This window comes from Alicyclobacillus fastidiosus (assembly GCF_026651875.1).
Taxonomy (GTDB): Bacteria; Bacillota; Bacilli; order Alicyclobacillales; family Alicyclobacillaceae; genus Alicyclobacillus; species Alicyclobacillus fastidiosus.
Genome location: NZ_CP104067.1, coordinates 1531545 through 1545719, shown reverse-complemented (window position 1 = coordinate 1545719; position 14175 = coordinate 1531545). Strand labels below are relative to the sequence as shown.

The 14175-nt window shown below is 50.2% G+C and carries 11 protein-coding genes and 2 riboswitches; of the genes, 1 reads left to right on the top strand and 10 read right to left on the bottom strand.

What is annotated here, in order from left to right:
* Window positions 1-14 precede the first annotated feature (14 nt).
* From kdpA to NZD89_RS07570, 4 genes are all read right to left on the bottom strand, one after another.
* A complete protein-coding gene (gene kdpA / locus NZD89_RS07575; RefSeq protein ID WP_268007125.1) occupies window positions 15-1721 on the bottom strand; it encodes a potassium-transporting ATPase subunit KdpA in 1707 nt (568 codons plus the stop codon).
* A gap of 31 nt (window positions 1722-1752) precedes the next feature.
* Window positions 1753-1830: a K(+)-transporting ATPase subunit F gene (gene kdpF, locus NZD89_RS29510; protein ID WP_206918872.1), complete on the bottom strand. Its 78-nt coding sequence runs from the start codon at window positions 1828-1830 to the stop codon at window positions 1753-1755.
* A 360-nt stretch (window positions 1831-2190) separates the two neighbouring features.
* A complete protein-coding gene (locus NZD89_RS29505) occupies window positions 2191-2430 on the bottom strand; it encodes a universal stress protein (RefSeq protein ID WP_369125238.1) in 240 nt (79 codons plus the stop codon).
* The gene (locus tag NZD89_RS07570) at window positions 2403-2663 is read right to left on the bottom strand and encodes a hypothetical protein (RefSeq protein ID WP_268007124.1); all 261 of its coding nucleotides are present in this window, start codon (window positions 2661-2663) and stop codon (window positions 2403-2405) included. The genes NZD89_RS29505 and NZD89_RS07570 overlap by 28 nt, the downstream gene beginning before the upstream one ends.
* A 337-nt stretch (window positions 2664-3000) precedes the next feature.
* Between NZD89_RS07570 and NZD89_RS07565 the strand changes: the two genes are divergently transcribed.
* Window positions 3001-3444: a hypothetical protein gene (locus NZD89_RS07565; protein ID WP_268007123.1), complete on the top strand. Its 444-nt coding sequence runs from the start codon at window positions 3001-3003 to the stop codon at window positions 3442-3444.
* A gap of 879 nt (window positions 3445-4323) precedes the next feature.
* Here the strand turns inward: NZD89_RS07565 and NZD89_RS07560 are convergent.
* From NZD89_RS07560 to NZD89_RS07535, 6 genes are all read right to left on the bottom strand, one after another.
* Window positions 4324-5961: an Nramp family divalent metal transporter gene (locus tag NZD89_RS07560; protein ID WP_268007122.1), complete on the bottom strand. Its 1638-nt coding sequence runs from the start codon at window positions 5959-5961 to the stop codon at window positions 4324-4326.
* A gap of 201 nt (window positions 5962-6162) precedes the next feature.
* Window positions 6163-6340, bottom strand: a riboswitch (M-box (ykoK) riboswitch).
* A gap of 121 nt (window positions 6341-6461) precedes the next feature.
* A riboswitch (M-box (ykoK) riboswitch) is annotated at window positions 6462-6627 on the bottom strand.
* 454 nt (window positions 6628-7081) lie between these two features.
* Window positions 7082-7993 (bottom strand): LysM peptidoglycan-binding domain-containing protein, encoded by a 912-nt coding sequence (locus NZD89_RS07555; RefSeq protein WP_268007121.1) that lies wholly within the window; start codon window positions 7991-7993, stop codon window positions 7082-7084.
* A 148-nt stretch (window positions 7994-8141) separates the two neighbouring features.
* The gene (locus NZD89_RS07550; RefSeq protein ID WP_268007120.1) at window positions 8142-9608 is read right to left on the bottom strand and encodes a hypothetical protein; all 1467 of its coding nucleotides are present in this window, start codon (window positions 9606-9608) and stop codon (window positions 8142-8144) included.
* Window positions 9609-9620: 12 nt separating this feature from the next.
* Complete coding sequence (locus NZD89_RS07545) at window positions 9621-10481, bottom strand: hypothetical protein (protein WP_268007119.1); 861 nt, start codon at window positions 10479-10481, stop codon at window positions 9621-9623.
* Between the two features lie 110 nt (window positions 10482-10591).
* Window positions 10592-12379 carry an ABC transporter ATP-binding protein gene (locus NZD89_RS07540; RefSeq protein WP_268007118.1) on the bottom strand — a complete coding sequence of 596 codons (1788 nt, stop codon included), beginning with the start codon at window positions 12377-12379 and terminating at the stop codon, window positions 10592-10594.
* Window positions 12376-14121 (bottom strand): ABC transporter ATP-binding protein, encoded by a 1746-nt coding sequence (locus tag NZD89_RS07535; protein WP_268007117.1) that lies wholly within the window; start codon window positions 14119-14121, stop codon window positions 12376-12378. The genes NZD89_RS07540 and NZD89_RS07535 overlap by 4 nt, the downstream gene beginning before the upstream one ends.
* Window positions 14122-14175 lie beyond the last annotated feature (54 nt).

The window sequence follows — 14175 nt, the reverse complement described above, 5'->3', positions numbered from 1 at the left end:
ATCCTAGGGCTAAATTAGTGACTTAACTGCCCAGCCCACATTTGGATTTGCTCGCCAATTGGACCTATCGCTAACGCCGGGAAGAAGGTCAGTGCGCCTACAATCACAACGACTGCTAGGAAAATACCACCAAACGAGAACGTATCGGTCTTGAGGGTACCCGGGCTTTCCGGAATGACTGCTTTTTTCGCCAGGGAACCTGCAATGGCAAACATCGCGATGATCGAAATGTACCGACCGAGAAGCATAACCAACCCAATGGATACGTTGTAAAACGTCGTATTTCCGTTTAACCCGGCGAATGCTGAGCCATTGTTCGCAGCGCCAGAAGTGAATGCATACAGCACTTCGGAAAAACCGTGCAAATATGAGTTGTTCATAGAGGACACACCCATATGGGTTGCTACCGCGATGGCGGTCGGGACCAAGATGACAAATGGGTGGACCAACATCGCGATTGTCGCCAACTTAATCTCTCGCGCTTCGATTTTCTTACCGAAGATTTCAGGTGTCCGTCCCACCATAAGTCCTGACAGAAACACCGTGATAATGAGGAACATAATGATATTGAGCAACCCGACACCTTTTCCACCAAATACCATGTTGAACATCATAAACAATATGGGCACAAAGCCACCCAACGGCGTCAAGCTGTCATGCATTGTATTGACAGCACCCGTGGTATAAGCCGTGGTCGCAGCCACGAATAGGCTACTAAGCGGTATGCCGAAGCGCACTTCTTTGCCTTCCATGTTTGGTCCGGTTATGCCTAGCAATTTGTGAAGTATGGGATTTCCAGCCGCTTCACTTCCGTACACAAGGAAAGCTCCAACGAGCAGCATTCCAGTCAAAAGCACATACAACACTGTCGCCTGTTTGCGATTGCGGAGAAACCTGCCGAACGTCGCAATAAGAGCCGTCGGCAACAATCCCATTAGAATAATTTCAATGACACACGTCAGTGCAGACGGATCCTCAAATGGATGAGCAGAGTTTGCGTTAAAATATCCTCCACCGTTGGTTCCGAGCTGCTTAATCGCCTCAAGCGATGCTACCGGTCCACGGGATATAGTTTGCGTTGCACCTTGCAAGGTGTGTACCGTTTCGGCTCCAAGTAATGTTTCCGGTAGACCCAATCCTGCCAGAACGATCGCGGCAATGAAGGCAAACGGCAGCAGTACACGCGTATGGATTTTCACCATATCCACCCAAAAGTTCCCTATCGAACGCGATTTATTGTTCACAAGAGCTCTCAGAAACGCGATAGCTGCCACAAATCCCGTTGCAGCAGATGTAAACTGCAAGTAAGTGATGCCTAACATTTGCCCAAGGTAAGTCATGGATGACTCGCCAGCGTAATTCTGCCAGTTCGTATTTGTAATGAAACTGGCTGCGGTATTAAATGCGAGCGCCCAAGGCATCGATGGAATGTGATCCGGGTTCAAAGGCAGATGACCCATTAAACGGAAAAGCAGATACACAAACATCATCATGACTAGATTCACTAGCAATAGCGACTTTAAGTATGCCTTCCAGTCCATTTCCACAGATGGATTGGCGCCCACCAGTCGATACAGCAATCGTTCTACGGGCGCGTAAACAGGTTCCAACCAACCGCGCTGACCTGTGAATACACGGTACAAGTATCCGCCAAGGGGAATGCCTGCGATAAGAATAATCGCAATGACAGACAATATTTGAAGACTTCCAAGCAACGTCAACGAAGTTCACTCCTTTTCCACAGGAAACGACTTAGAATTTTTCAGGATTGAATATGACATAGGTTAGGTAACCCATCAGTACAACCGATATCGCAAGTAAGACCCACACGGTGTATTCCTCCTCGTCCAAGAACTTCACTGAATACTGCGGATTTCGGTAGTTACACCTTGTCAAAAATTCGCACCAACAGGGCAAAAAGTCCGAAAGTCACTGCGAACAGCGCTAATGACACAATGTCCCCCATTTATATCTTCCTCCCTGTGTACACAGATTTTTAAACTGTTCCTGCCATTACCCCTACATGCGACAATGAACTTTGATCTGTCGCAAATTCTACGGCAGAAGCGTATATAAAGGACGTAAAGATTTGACGGTATCGTATAAAGAAAATATAAAAATGCAGATCCTAATTCACTGAGTATTCGGATTAATTAGACATGAAGCTTAACTGCTGATTGACAAACAAGGTCAGTTTGGGAAGAGTATTCTACCGTTAGAAGTCACCACACAAGGTTTATCTGGAGCCAGTAGAACAGGTACCTTGGCATAAGACGCTACACGGTGGCTAACACCACCAACCATGATTTCTTTAAAAATGCTTTTATTCGGATTACCAACCACAATGAAATCACTGTCATGTTCTATTACAGCCTGGCAGATCACCTTCGCAGGATTAGTCCCTATCCTGTGTTCGAAATGAAAAAACATGCCCTGACATTTTTGAAGCATTCCACCTCAAGTTTTCGATGAATGTTCAACGCCAGTTCCTTTTCATACTGCATTCCAAGCAGCGGTCCACTACCGAACTTGCTGATGATGATTTCAGTCACATATACTGCTGTCACCTCAGCTATGGGATACGCACTCAACAGTTCTCGTGTAACTCGAGCGGCATTTTCTGATGCTTTGGAATGATTGACTCCCAACAAAATCTTCTCCATGTGTGTAACCTCCTCGATGAAACGAGTACAGTCCTAGAATCGCGATGGATGGACATCACGATTCTAGGACTGTTTTGGATAAAAAAATATATAGAAGTAGCGGTTTAAGGTCTTAAATTTCTGAAGTAAAAGAATCATTTGTATATATAGTCAGAATTTTATGTATTTATCGGACGGTATCTATACACATTCTTTATACCTTTCCCCGATATCTTTATAACCTCTTTACTCCGTTTTGCCCTAAAATCAGCACAAACTTCTAAATACATGGGTGATGACCGTGACGCATACGCAACTTTGTTTTGACTCCGTACCTCATTGCCTGGATTGGTCGACAATGCACTACCGCTGGTTCGGTGTCGTATGGCATGATCGCGATGATTCAAAAATTGTGGTGGGCTATCGTTTTGAAGACAGTGAAGAATCCTTTAAACAGTGGTTGCGCAAAGAACGATGGGATGAAATCATCCGGTTTCCAAACCAAGCTAGCCAATTGTATCAGACATTGCGCAGTCAGCAACAATCCAGAGATTGGACGTACCAAGAACAAATGCCCTTTTATACGGTATTTAAAAACCCGTGGAAAAACGTTGCACGAGGTTGGTACGTGATTTGTTCTGGAGATAAATACCCATTTCTGGCTACTGCGGTTGAGAGAAGAAAATATACGGTCTGGGTGCACCATCACTATATCTGTGAGAATGAACACGACTTGAATACATTTATCTCGCGCGTAAATGAAGAATGGGAAATATCTTTACAGAAGTTATCCAATCTGTGAGACGCGGGGCAGTGGACGATCAAGTAACCCAAAACTTGATGGACGACATTCAATCATTAATGATGAAGTACAGAAAAACGCAACTGAAAATAATAAGTATTAGTTCAAAAGGGTCAACATCACTAAAACGAACAAGACACATACAGTCGGAACAACACGTTATAACCATTTCCCCGTATTTACATTGATCGTAACAACAAAGTTAAACGCTAATCATAGTTCAAGCCCACAAAGATCGGTGGGCTTGAACCATGATTAGGCTTCATTCGCCAGTACTGTAACCAACCGTTTTACCTTGTTCGAAACGTTCGGTCGCAACCCAGCTGCTCGATACACTTTCATCGTCGTGTAAATGTTGCAGATGCTGCAGCAGAAGCAAGAAGTGAACCGCCCGGTCAATTTGATGTAGTCAATCAAGAGAAAACACTGGCTACCAAAGGCGTAACCCACTCTTACGATTAGCTGTTTTTGCGATTTTGATAGTTGTATGCCTTCCACTGTTTGCAGTGGTCGATATCGCGGACATATTCAATTCAAAGAAACGAAATAACAGCGGGGAAACCCGCTATTATTTCGGTGGGCATCAACACTACTTTAAACAACAATGATGAGGACAAACCATTATGTCGTTAATGCTGCGCATTAACAATAATCAGTGGTTTTTTCCTGTAACGTTTGGTACAAGGTCACCCATGCCGTACATATAGCACGCAGTTTTTAGCTGTAAGCTTACGTTTCAAGTTTACAGGTTTCGTGTACATTGATCAGGGGATAAATCTGGAATTCGGGTGTACATTGGCATTTTCCGTTGTCAATTTTATGAGTGAATAAAAAATGCATCCCCTCGAAAATCTAAAGGGATGCATTCAATCTTTCCATTCAAACTGTGTGTCCAAGAGCCAACTGAATCGCCTTGACCACCAATAACACCACGGCGATGACTAGATATGCTCGAAGTGAGAGCATGCCAATTGCGGTACCCCGAGAGGGCATGGCTTTTGGCAGATCATCTAGTGGCAGCATCCGCCAAGTCCAGCGATCCAGATCTTCAACAGAATCTCTTTCAGCAGCCTTTCCCCGACGTAACACTTGAAATACACCTGTTACTAAAAGGGATACTATCAGAACCCCAGCTAAAATTTCAGTGAGAACCGTCACGTTCCAGTTTGGGAACAACGTCGTTGCCGCAAGAATGAGTGACAACATAGTCAATACACCGACAATGATAGCCCCCAAGACGTTTTGCCACGGTTTGTTGACCCACGGTCCTAACACCGCCTTGTCATTGCAAAGAATGAGCAAGAACACGGTTGCACTTGGGAGCAGCACACCGGCGAGCGCTTGCACCAAAATTGTCATTAAACCGAGCGGTGCATTCGGGATAAGGACAATGCCTGCGGCGACGAGTACAATGGCAGCGTAAATAATGTAAAATCCTTTTGCATCTTTGAAGCTGCGATGCAGGGAATGGTTGATCCCAAACACATCCCCAAAGGCATAAGAAGTCGACAAGGTGACTGCACCTGCCCCGATAATGGAAGCATTCAAGAGAACGATGGCGAACACGTTGCCGGCAACTCGGCTTACATGATGCGCGAACAAGTTTGCTACCGTTGCGCTGTCCACGAAATTGCCAAACGCTTTTGTGCCTTGGAATGCAAAGGCGGTTGCAGCAATAATGGCAGCAGCTCCAATGATGACGACGAATGCACCAATAAACGTATCAGCTCTTTCATATTTCATCCAGCGCGGAGTCAGCCTTTTGTCGATCACGTTCGATTGTTGGAAGAACAATTGCCATGGTGCGACCGTTGTACCGACCAAGCCGATGATCAGCAGGAGTGCATTAGAATTAAGTCCACCTTGCACACTCGGGACGAAGGTATTACGTACCATGGGTCCGAAATGCGGGTGGCTCATAAAGGCGAGCGGAATCACCAAAAAGTTCAACACGATGCAAACAAACATGGAACTTTCCCAACGACGAAAACTTCCTGTTACGGTAATTAGAATCAGCAAAAGTGCTGCCACTGGTACCGAGATATACTCGCTTACACCAAAATAGGTCATCGCCATGCTGATTCCAATGAATTCTGTCACGATCGTTAAGAAGTTTAGGATGAATAAGTCCCCAACAGAAAACGCGCCCCAAAACTTCCCGAAACGTTGGAAGATCAACCGTGCGTGTCCGACCCCAGTGACGAGTCCGAGACGAACGACCATCTCTTGACAAACCATTAATACAGGAATTAAGAGAAGTAAGACCCACAGAAGACTTGTGCCATAGTTTTGCCCAGCCTGAGCATACGTGGATACACCGCCTGCGTCGTTGTCTCCGACCATGACAATCAGTCCTGGTCCCATAATGGCAAGTAACGTGCGAATGCGTGCCCACCAAGACTTACGTGGCGCATTGTCGTCTAGACGAACGGTGCCGAGGGCACCTTTGATATCCCCAACATGAGCCGAATCAAGAACTGCCGAATGTTGTGCTTTCTTTTCCATTGCAACACCCATGGGAATTGCCCTCCTTTGTCAGTAGTAGATTGGTCCGCGCCAACCTCATAATAAAAATCGTTTGAACTCAAGCACATTCGACTATCAGGTTCCGGGTCCATACCTACCACCTCCTTAAAGGACAATTTAAAAACCCCCTGAGGGACGATCCTCAGGGGGTGAAAGAACGCATGCATAAAAAACCTGCGCGCACTGCGTTTTCACAATCCCCCTAGTTGAGCTTTGGCACTATACGACGTCGGGCGTCCGAGAGGGCGTCCACCCAGCCACGTTAAGTAAAGCCTTAAGCCGGCAGTACCTGTTCAACCCATTGGCGTGTTTCCACGTTTCCGGGCAGTGGCATGTATTCGTATAGAAGCCTCGCCTAACGAGGACCGCTTGTTTTAAGCTAAGACACTGTATGACAATTGACTGTCAATCGTGTCTTACTATTTGCCTAATTTACTTCTTGCCTTAAAAAACCAAAAAACCTCCGCACAAGGGAGGTTTCCAACTCAAAGTAGGTTCCCCCTTGTTGAGCTTTAGCACTGCATAACGTAGAGCAGAACGCTCAGCCATATTAAGTCAAGCCTTAGTCCGACAAGACTTGGTGACCCATTGGCGTCTTTCGACGTTTCTGGGCAATGGCATGTGATTATACAGACGCCTCACCTAACGAGGATTATGCAATTCATTCCATAAAGAAGTTAACACACCGGACTTTTCACTGTCAACACTTTTTTGAATCAGGTAAACGCCGAAGGGATACATCAAATTGATGATTGCGAACTTGGTGACACGCATGTCGATTTCGGGGGATTGACTCCTCTTTACCGCTCATTTTTAATGCTATTTGCCCTACTTAGTCGTTCCAGTTTACGTGTCATTTCTTGTAACTGCCGGTCGAGAAGATTTAACTTTAGGATCACGGCTGAATGAATTTCTTTAGTTTGATCTGACAAATCCGGTTTCTTCCGGTTCATAATAAGTCACCCCATTTGGCTTGCTTAGTGATACTTATTTATATTTTTGATTTTTGCGCAATACTATCCTACCCACATCGGTTCGCCGAGTTTTTGTCACGCCAATGCACCCTTTCGCCGAGAACACTGGATCCGACAAGAACTGTAAGCTCTGTAGTTCAACTGTGTGAATTGTGTTGCAGAATGCCCGCAAGAGGAGGTCCACCGACCCATCCCCACTCGTACGTCATCAGCATGAGGAAGTCGACCTCAGAGCCCAGCGTCTTGTAATCGAATGCGCCCATCCATGACTGAGTCGGATTGTCGGCCGTTTTTGGACCCATGGCGATAGACACAGACAATCCTTGTGCGTGCAGGCTGTCGCGCAACTGGGCGATAAACTGGTTATACAGCGGCCGATCCTCCGGTTGCATATGCTCGAAATCGACGTTTACGCCACCGTACCCTTTCGCTTTACAGGTGCTGGCCATATTGTCGATGAGTCGGCGGCGAATCGACGCGTTCGCGAGAATGGTGTGAGCGAGGCTTGGGTTGAAATTGGTTCCATCGAAGTTCGTCACAGTCACGAGCGGTCGGATTCGCTGGGCGCGCGCGGCCCTCAGTGCGACGTCGTCCTTTGGCGCCTCCAAACTGCCGTCGGCGCGTGCCTGGTAACTAAACGTACAAAAGTAGGTCAAGATGGAAAGCTCCTGTAAAATGTGTGCATCGGATGGCCTCCCTGTTGGGAGCAAATAGCCGTTTACCTCAATGTTTCGCTTCGTGGGGTGACGAACTGGTAGGTATAAGCGTGTGCCGACGCTAAGGGTCGATGTCGTTTCGTACCCCGTCCACTGACTGAACAATTCATTTGATAAACCGAATTTCGCGGCGATAGATGCCGCTGTATCTCCGCTTTTTACGATGTACGCCTGTACGCCTAGCGGTTCTCCCCCTGGGATGAGAAGTGCGAGTCCGGGGACGATTTGTTGTGACGAGAGTTCATTGTAGTGGACGAGATCTCGTACCGTAACCCCGTACGTTTCAGCAATCTGCCGGAGCGTCTCACCTTGGCGGACGCGATGAATGCGCATGCGTGGTATCCCCCCTGCCAATTGTCCTTCCGTCTAGCCTATGCAGCAGGTGCCTAGAAGGCGATTTGTGCAGCGCAAAAGATTGCGTGGGCAATAAAGCGGCCCGCCGCAGAGCGTTTCGCGGCGGGCCGTGGCTGTGTTGAGCCGATTAATCTGATGTGTTCCCATTTCGAACGAATATCTCTGCGTTGGCACCCTGAAAGACGATGTGCCAATCTGGGCTGTTGGTTAAGTAGACGCTCAACGCGTAGCCCGGCGGTAAAATCGCCGATTTGAAACCGTACTTGTTCAACAAATCTGGCGCATCCCAGGCCAGATTCTGCAGGTCCATATAGTCCTGGAAGGTGTTGTTCTCCAAAAAGATGTCCGTGCGGCCGTCTACGAATGTCGGGATGTGTTCGTAAATCAAATATCCTCCAAAGTCATAGGCGTTGAGCATGGGACCCGGGACTGGATGTTGCTTCAAATAGTTGACGCAATCGATGGGATATGCGTTCGTGGCGAAGTGTCTATCGACCGACCCACGTAGATCAGGGACGCTGATGCAAAAATCTATCATTACACCGCACATCAAAATACCGAGTACATAGCGGAAGACGCGGGACGGATTCAGAAGCGCTCGTAACCAATCCCGCGTGCAGGCGGCGATAAGCGGTGCCCCAGAGATGGCGAGGTATGGCATAAACCGCTGATACACGAGCGTCAACGCAAAGCAGCCGCCAAAGTACAAGACGTATTTGAGCGGGACATTCTGTTTTCGAATGACGAGCAATACGAGCACGAACGCCACAAATGGAATGACTCCGTACTTGTAGTACTGGCTGTGGAAGTCCGGAGAGTGCCACTCGTTGATACTGTTGACCATCAACGTGTTATTCGACAACAGTGCGTACGTGAACTCGTGGTATGTATTGGGATTGAGCAGGCCGATACCAATGGACACCAGTGCAGTGATGAGCAAGTACACGCGCGCCTTATTCGACAGTGGAAGTTGAGAAAGTCGACCGACCGTTGGAATGAAACTCACGACCACCTCGAACACCAACATGATGATGCCAATGCTTACAGACGCGTGCGCGTTGGCCCAGATGAGGATGAGTGGCGGCACCGCCCACAACGCCTTGAGATGCCCGCGATTGACTCGCGCTAGAATCCAAAGAAAGAGGGCAAACATCACATAGGAGAAGAGCTGTGGCCGCAGGACCCAGAACGCGAGACCCGCTGCCGTCCCAAGGCTCGCCGCGATGGCCGAGAACACGCGCTGACCGTCCGACACGTCGCAGCAAAGCCGATAGAGCACAAGGACAGTGACGGTGTGTAGGAACACCGCAAGTGCCCAAACGCCAAAAAAACCGACCTTCTGTGCGAGCCAAGCGAGAATGACTTCAAATAGCCACTCCTGCGTCACCCAGGGTTTGCCGTACATCGACCAGGAGAACGGATCAGTTCTCGGAATCCGGTGATGCGTCAAAATATAATTCCCCGTGGCGAGATGCCATGGGGTGTCTGGATCACTTATGGGTGCACCTGCGTGGATAGCAAAAATGACTATCCACGTGAGCAACAGGAACGTTTCAATGCGGAAGATGTGCTCTAGCCTGTGCAACCACTTCAACGATGACTCACCTCATTCTGTACGACGGGATCGCAATTCGAGATACATCACCGACATGCACGTGAAGGCAAACGGCATGATGAGCATCCCCACCACGGCACTGACCAGAAGCTCTGCACCAGGCGTGTAAAAGAGGACGTCGCCAATTAAAGTCATGAACGTCTGTGCAATGAAGCACACGATGAGGAGCATGACGTAAAATCCGAGCAATTGGCCCGTGTTCGATTTCGTGAGGCTCCAAGACCTACCCATCGCTCGGAAGAAGCTCGTCCCCTCTTCGACGACAATCGCCGGTACAAACGAAAATCGAATAAAATACACGACAATCCCAACAATAAATGCCAGGGTGCCGAGGATGGCAATCACCACGGACAGGGCCCCTGCCACCGAGGCGACAAGCGACAGGAGAAACATATAGCAAGTCCCCAGTACGACATACGTCACAAGCGCCAGCGCCAGCGTGCCCATATTCGGAAAGAGTCGGCGAAACGATACGTTCCCCGCCTCTGCTACGGGCATGTCCTTCCCCCGTACCAACACCCGCGAACTCATGTGCGCAATCATGCCGTAGGCAATGGGCAACACGAGTAAAAAGAAAATTGCGGTTAACACGAGGTACCAGATGTACATTCGAGCGGGTACTACGGAGAACAGGGCGTTTACACTATTGCCTTTCGCCTCCATGTCGCTCATCAGCGATTGTACCTGGTCTACAGAAGTGATCATAAAGTGCGTTTTCACATACGTGCTCGCTACATAGTACGGAAACAGAACGGCCAATGCTGTGCCGATCAAAAATCGAAATCTTCGGCGGTATAGCATGAGGCTGAGCTCAAACACTTCACGGACGGATCGCGGTCTCTGTATCTGCAACGGGTTTTCCCCCCTTTGTCCTGAACCGCAGGCAGGGCAAGTTCGCGACCATAGACATCATAGCATACGAAAACCTTCTAATGGAGTGGGACGGTGTGCCCGCACTTGGCTCATGGCCCGACCTCGACGCCGCTTTGTGCATCCAAGGCCGCATACAGTCCACCCCGTCTGACGAGTTCGAAATGTGTCCCTTGTTCGACCAGGCGACCTTTATCGAGCACGAGGATGTTGTCCGCGTGGCGAATGGTGGATAGGCGATGTGCGATGACAATCGTCGTTCTGTTCGTGGCCACGGCGTTCAACCCTCGCTGGACGAGTTCTTCTGTCTGACTGTCGAGGCTGGCCGTCGCTTCATCCAGGATGAGCACCCGTGGATTAAGTGCCACAATCCGCGCAAAGGAGATGAGTTGCCGCTCGCCCGCCGACAGGTTGGATCCTTTCCCGTACAACTCTGTCTCGTACCCGTGTGAAAGGCGTGCGATCAGCGTGTCCGCTCCTACCACCTCCGCCGCATGCCGCACGGTCTCGTCGGAGATCTCTTGGCGAAAGAGCCGAATATTGTCCTTCACGGTCCCAGTGAACAGGCTGACGTCCTGTTGCACAATCCCAATGATGGCGTGTAAATCTTCCTGTGAGTAAGCATCGATGGACACGCCGTCAACCGTGATGGCCCCTTCCTGCGGCTCGTAGAACCTCGTCAACAGGCTCATCACAGAACTCTTGCCAGCGCCTGTCGCACCCACCACACCGATAAACTGCCCGGGCTCAATCGTGAAATTGATGTCCTGGAGCACTAGTTGGCCCGGTTTGTAACCGAACGTCACATGCCGAAATTCCACCCGTCCTCGGATCTCTGCTTTACGGATGTCGACGGTTTGAGCAACGTCCTCAATTTCCGGCTGAACCGCCAACACCTGACCGATTCTGTCCGCGGCCACCATCGACGACTGGAGCGTGTTCCACTGTTGCGTCATCGCGTTGATCGGCTGAAAGAACTGCTGAATGTAACGAATGAAGGCGTACAGCGTTCCGAACTCGATCCAGTGCCTCAAGACCGCCCCACCGCCAACCCAGACGATAGCGGCAACCGCGACGTTGCCGAGAATTTCAAACGCGCGATTGAACCAGACCGACGTGCGGTACTCGTGAACGTTTGCCTCGCGGTGCGATTCGTTTAACGCCTCGAAGGCGCGGGATTGCCGCTCTTCTTGGTGGAAAATCTGGATGATCCGCATTCCCGCGAGGTTTTCCGCCAAAAAGGCGTTGACGTTCGACAACCGCGTCCGCGTCGTTTGGTAGGCGCGCCGCAGACGACCGCGAAACAGGGCGGAAATCGCGAAGATAACCGGGATGATCACCATGCAGTAAAGGGCAATCCGCGCATTGAGTTGAAACATCGCAAACACAATCATGACGATACTCAGTCCATCGCGGATGAGACTGAGGAAAAAGTTCGTGAAGAACTGACTGACTGTCTCCGTGTCGTTCGACACATTGGTCACGAGCCGACCGACTGCGCGCGTGTCAAAGAAGCGCATCGCTTGGCGCTCGATGTGCGAGAACAGCGACAGGCGTATGGAGCGGATGACATTTTGGCCGGCGTTCTGGAGCAAGACCGTCTGAGCGAAGTTGGCCACGACGCCGACGATGACCACGCCTACATAAATGAGCGCGATGACGAGCAATCCGTGATAACTTGGATGCTTCGTCGAGATATCGCTATCGATGGCCACTTTCACGAGATAAGGCTGCATCACGGTCGACGCGTTAAAGATGACGACGAGAACGAGGACGAGCACGAACTGCCAGACATAGGGCCTCGCATACGGCAAGAGGCGGCCGAGACTGGACATTCCAGCTTTTTGCGGCTCCGGGCGAGCGCCTTCAATCCTGCTCATACTCTCGTCACCTCCCCCTCCTGTTGAATGCGGTACGTCTTCGCATACAGTCCATCCTTGGCGATGAGCTCCTCGTGCGTTCCCTCTTCTGCAATGACTCCGTCTTCCAACACGATAATGTGATCGGCATGCCGCACTGCGGACAAGCGGTGCGCGATGATCAGCGTGGTTCGCGTCTGACGCACTCGCCCCAAGGCCGCGATGATTTGCTTCTCCGTGCTCATGTCCACCGCCGACAAACTGTCGTCCATGATGAGGATGGGTGCCGATTTGAGAAACGCCCGCGCGATGGCCGTCCTCTGACGCTGCCCGCCAGACAACGTCACACCTCGTTCCCCAATCACGGTGTCGAAGCCGTCTGGAAACGCCACGATGTCGTCGTACACGCGCGCTGCCTTCGCCGCCTGTTCCACCTTCGCTCGCGAGGCGTCCGCGTCACCGAAGGAGATGTTCTCCCCCACAGACGTCGAAAATAAAAATCCATCTTGAGGCACATAAGCAATCGCTTTGCGCAACGTCTCGAGGCGGATTTCCCGGATGTCGTGACCGTCGAGGAAGATGGTGTTTGCCGGCGGATCGAATATGCGCGGCAGCAGATTGGCGAGCGTCGTCTTGCCGGAGCCCGTCCGCCCGACAATGCCCAGAGTTTGTCCCGGCTGCACCCGAAACTCGATGTTCCGGAGCACAGGCACTTGCGCATCCGAATATTGAAAAGCTGGCAAGTGCACTTCAATTTCTCCGCGGACGCCTGTCAATTCCACCGGATGCGGTGCGTTGGTGATACTTGGCTTCTCCTCGAGGAGCACTTGCAAACGGATGAGTGATGCGGACGCGCGCTGAAAGTTGTTGATGACAAACCCGATTTGCTGCAGTGGCTGCACCAGTTGGCCGACGTACAGCGTGAACGCGACAAACGCGCCCAGCCTAATCTGACCAGACAGCGCTAAATATCCGCCGTACAACAACGCGATGGCGAAACTGACGGAGCTCATCGTCGGGATGAACGCTTGGAAAGTCGCACTGCGCCGGAACAGGGTCAACTGCTGACTCACGATGTGGTCAACCTTATCGCGAAAGCGCTCCGTCTCAACGCGCTCATTTGCCGTCGCCTTGATGAGCCGAATGGAGCTGAAGCTCTCCTCGGTCAGTTCGGACATGTCGGATAAGGCCTCCTGCACTTTTCGGGATGAGTCGCGAATTTGCGGGCCAAACCAGACGATGAACCCCGGGATAAACACGAGTGGAATCATGCTAAACAAGGTCAGTTTGATACTGATGGTGGTAAACGTCATGATGAGGGTCGCCAGCAGGAGGAAGATGGCGTTGGTCAAAATGTTGAGGCCTCCCGACAGCGCCTCGCGCACCTGGCGAATATCGTTCATCGCGTGGTTGAGTAGATCTCCGATACTTCGATGGCGGAAGTATTCAGTGGACAGAAGCTCCCAATGCGCGAATAGTCGCCGCCGCAACAGGTACTCAAATTGACGCCCCAACTTCCCGTTGCGGTATTGTCCGATGGCGTAAAACTGCACGTAGACAACGCCCACCACGAGCAGGAGTGCCGCGTACACCAAGACGTCTTTTGAAGTGAGACGATGTGCTTGAAGCGCATTGGTGAACCGTCCTAAGATATTCGGAAACTGAACATTGATAAAATTTGAGATGATAATTGCTAGAATAGAAATTCCGTACGCTCGTTTGTTTTCCCACAAAAACTGCCGCATCAGTGATTTCGCATTCATAGCTGTCCCCCTTTCTGTGCGAGGTCAACCTAATTAACATACCGTACTTTCGAG

Bases quoted from the DNA above. Each gene is read 5' to 3' on its own strand.
- NZD89_RS29505 (WP_369125238.1), bottom strand. From the start codon at position 2,430: ATGTTTTTTCATTTCGAACACAGGATAGGGACTAATCCTGCGAAGGTG.
- NZD89_RS07555 (WP_268007121.1), bottom strand. From the start codon at position 7,993: ATGCGCATTCATCGCGTCCGCCAAGGTGAGACGCTCCGGCAGATTGCT.
- NZD89_RS07570 (WP_268007124.1), bottom strand. From the start codon at position 2,663: ATGGAGAAGATTTTGTTGGGAGTCAATCATTCCAAAGCATCAGAAAAT.
- NZD89_RS07535 (WP_268007117.1), bottom strand. From the start codon at position 14,121: ATGAATGCGAAATCACTGATGCGGCAGTTTTTGTGGGAAAACAAACGA.
- NZD89_RS07560 (WP_268007122.1), bottom strand. From the start codon at position 5,961: ATGGGTGTTGCAATGGAAAAGAAAGCACAACATTCGGCAGTTCTTGAT.
- NZD89_RS07540 (WP_268007118.1), bottom strand. From the start codon at position 12,379: ATGAGCAGGATTGAAGGCGCTCGCCCGGAGCCGCAAAAAGCTGGAATG.
- NZD89_RS07565 (WP_268007123.1), top strand. From the start codon at position 3,001: ATGCACTACCGCTGGTTCGGTGTCGTATGGCATGATCGCGATGATTCA.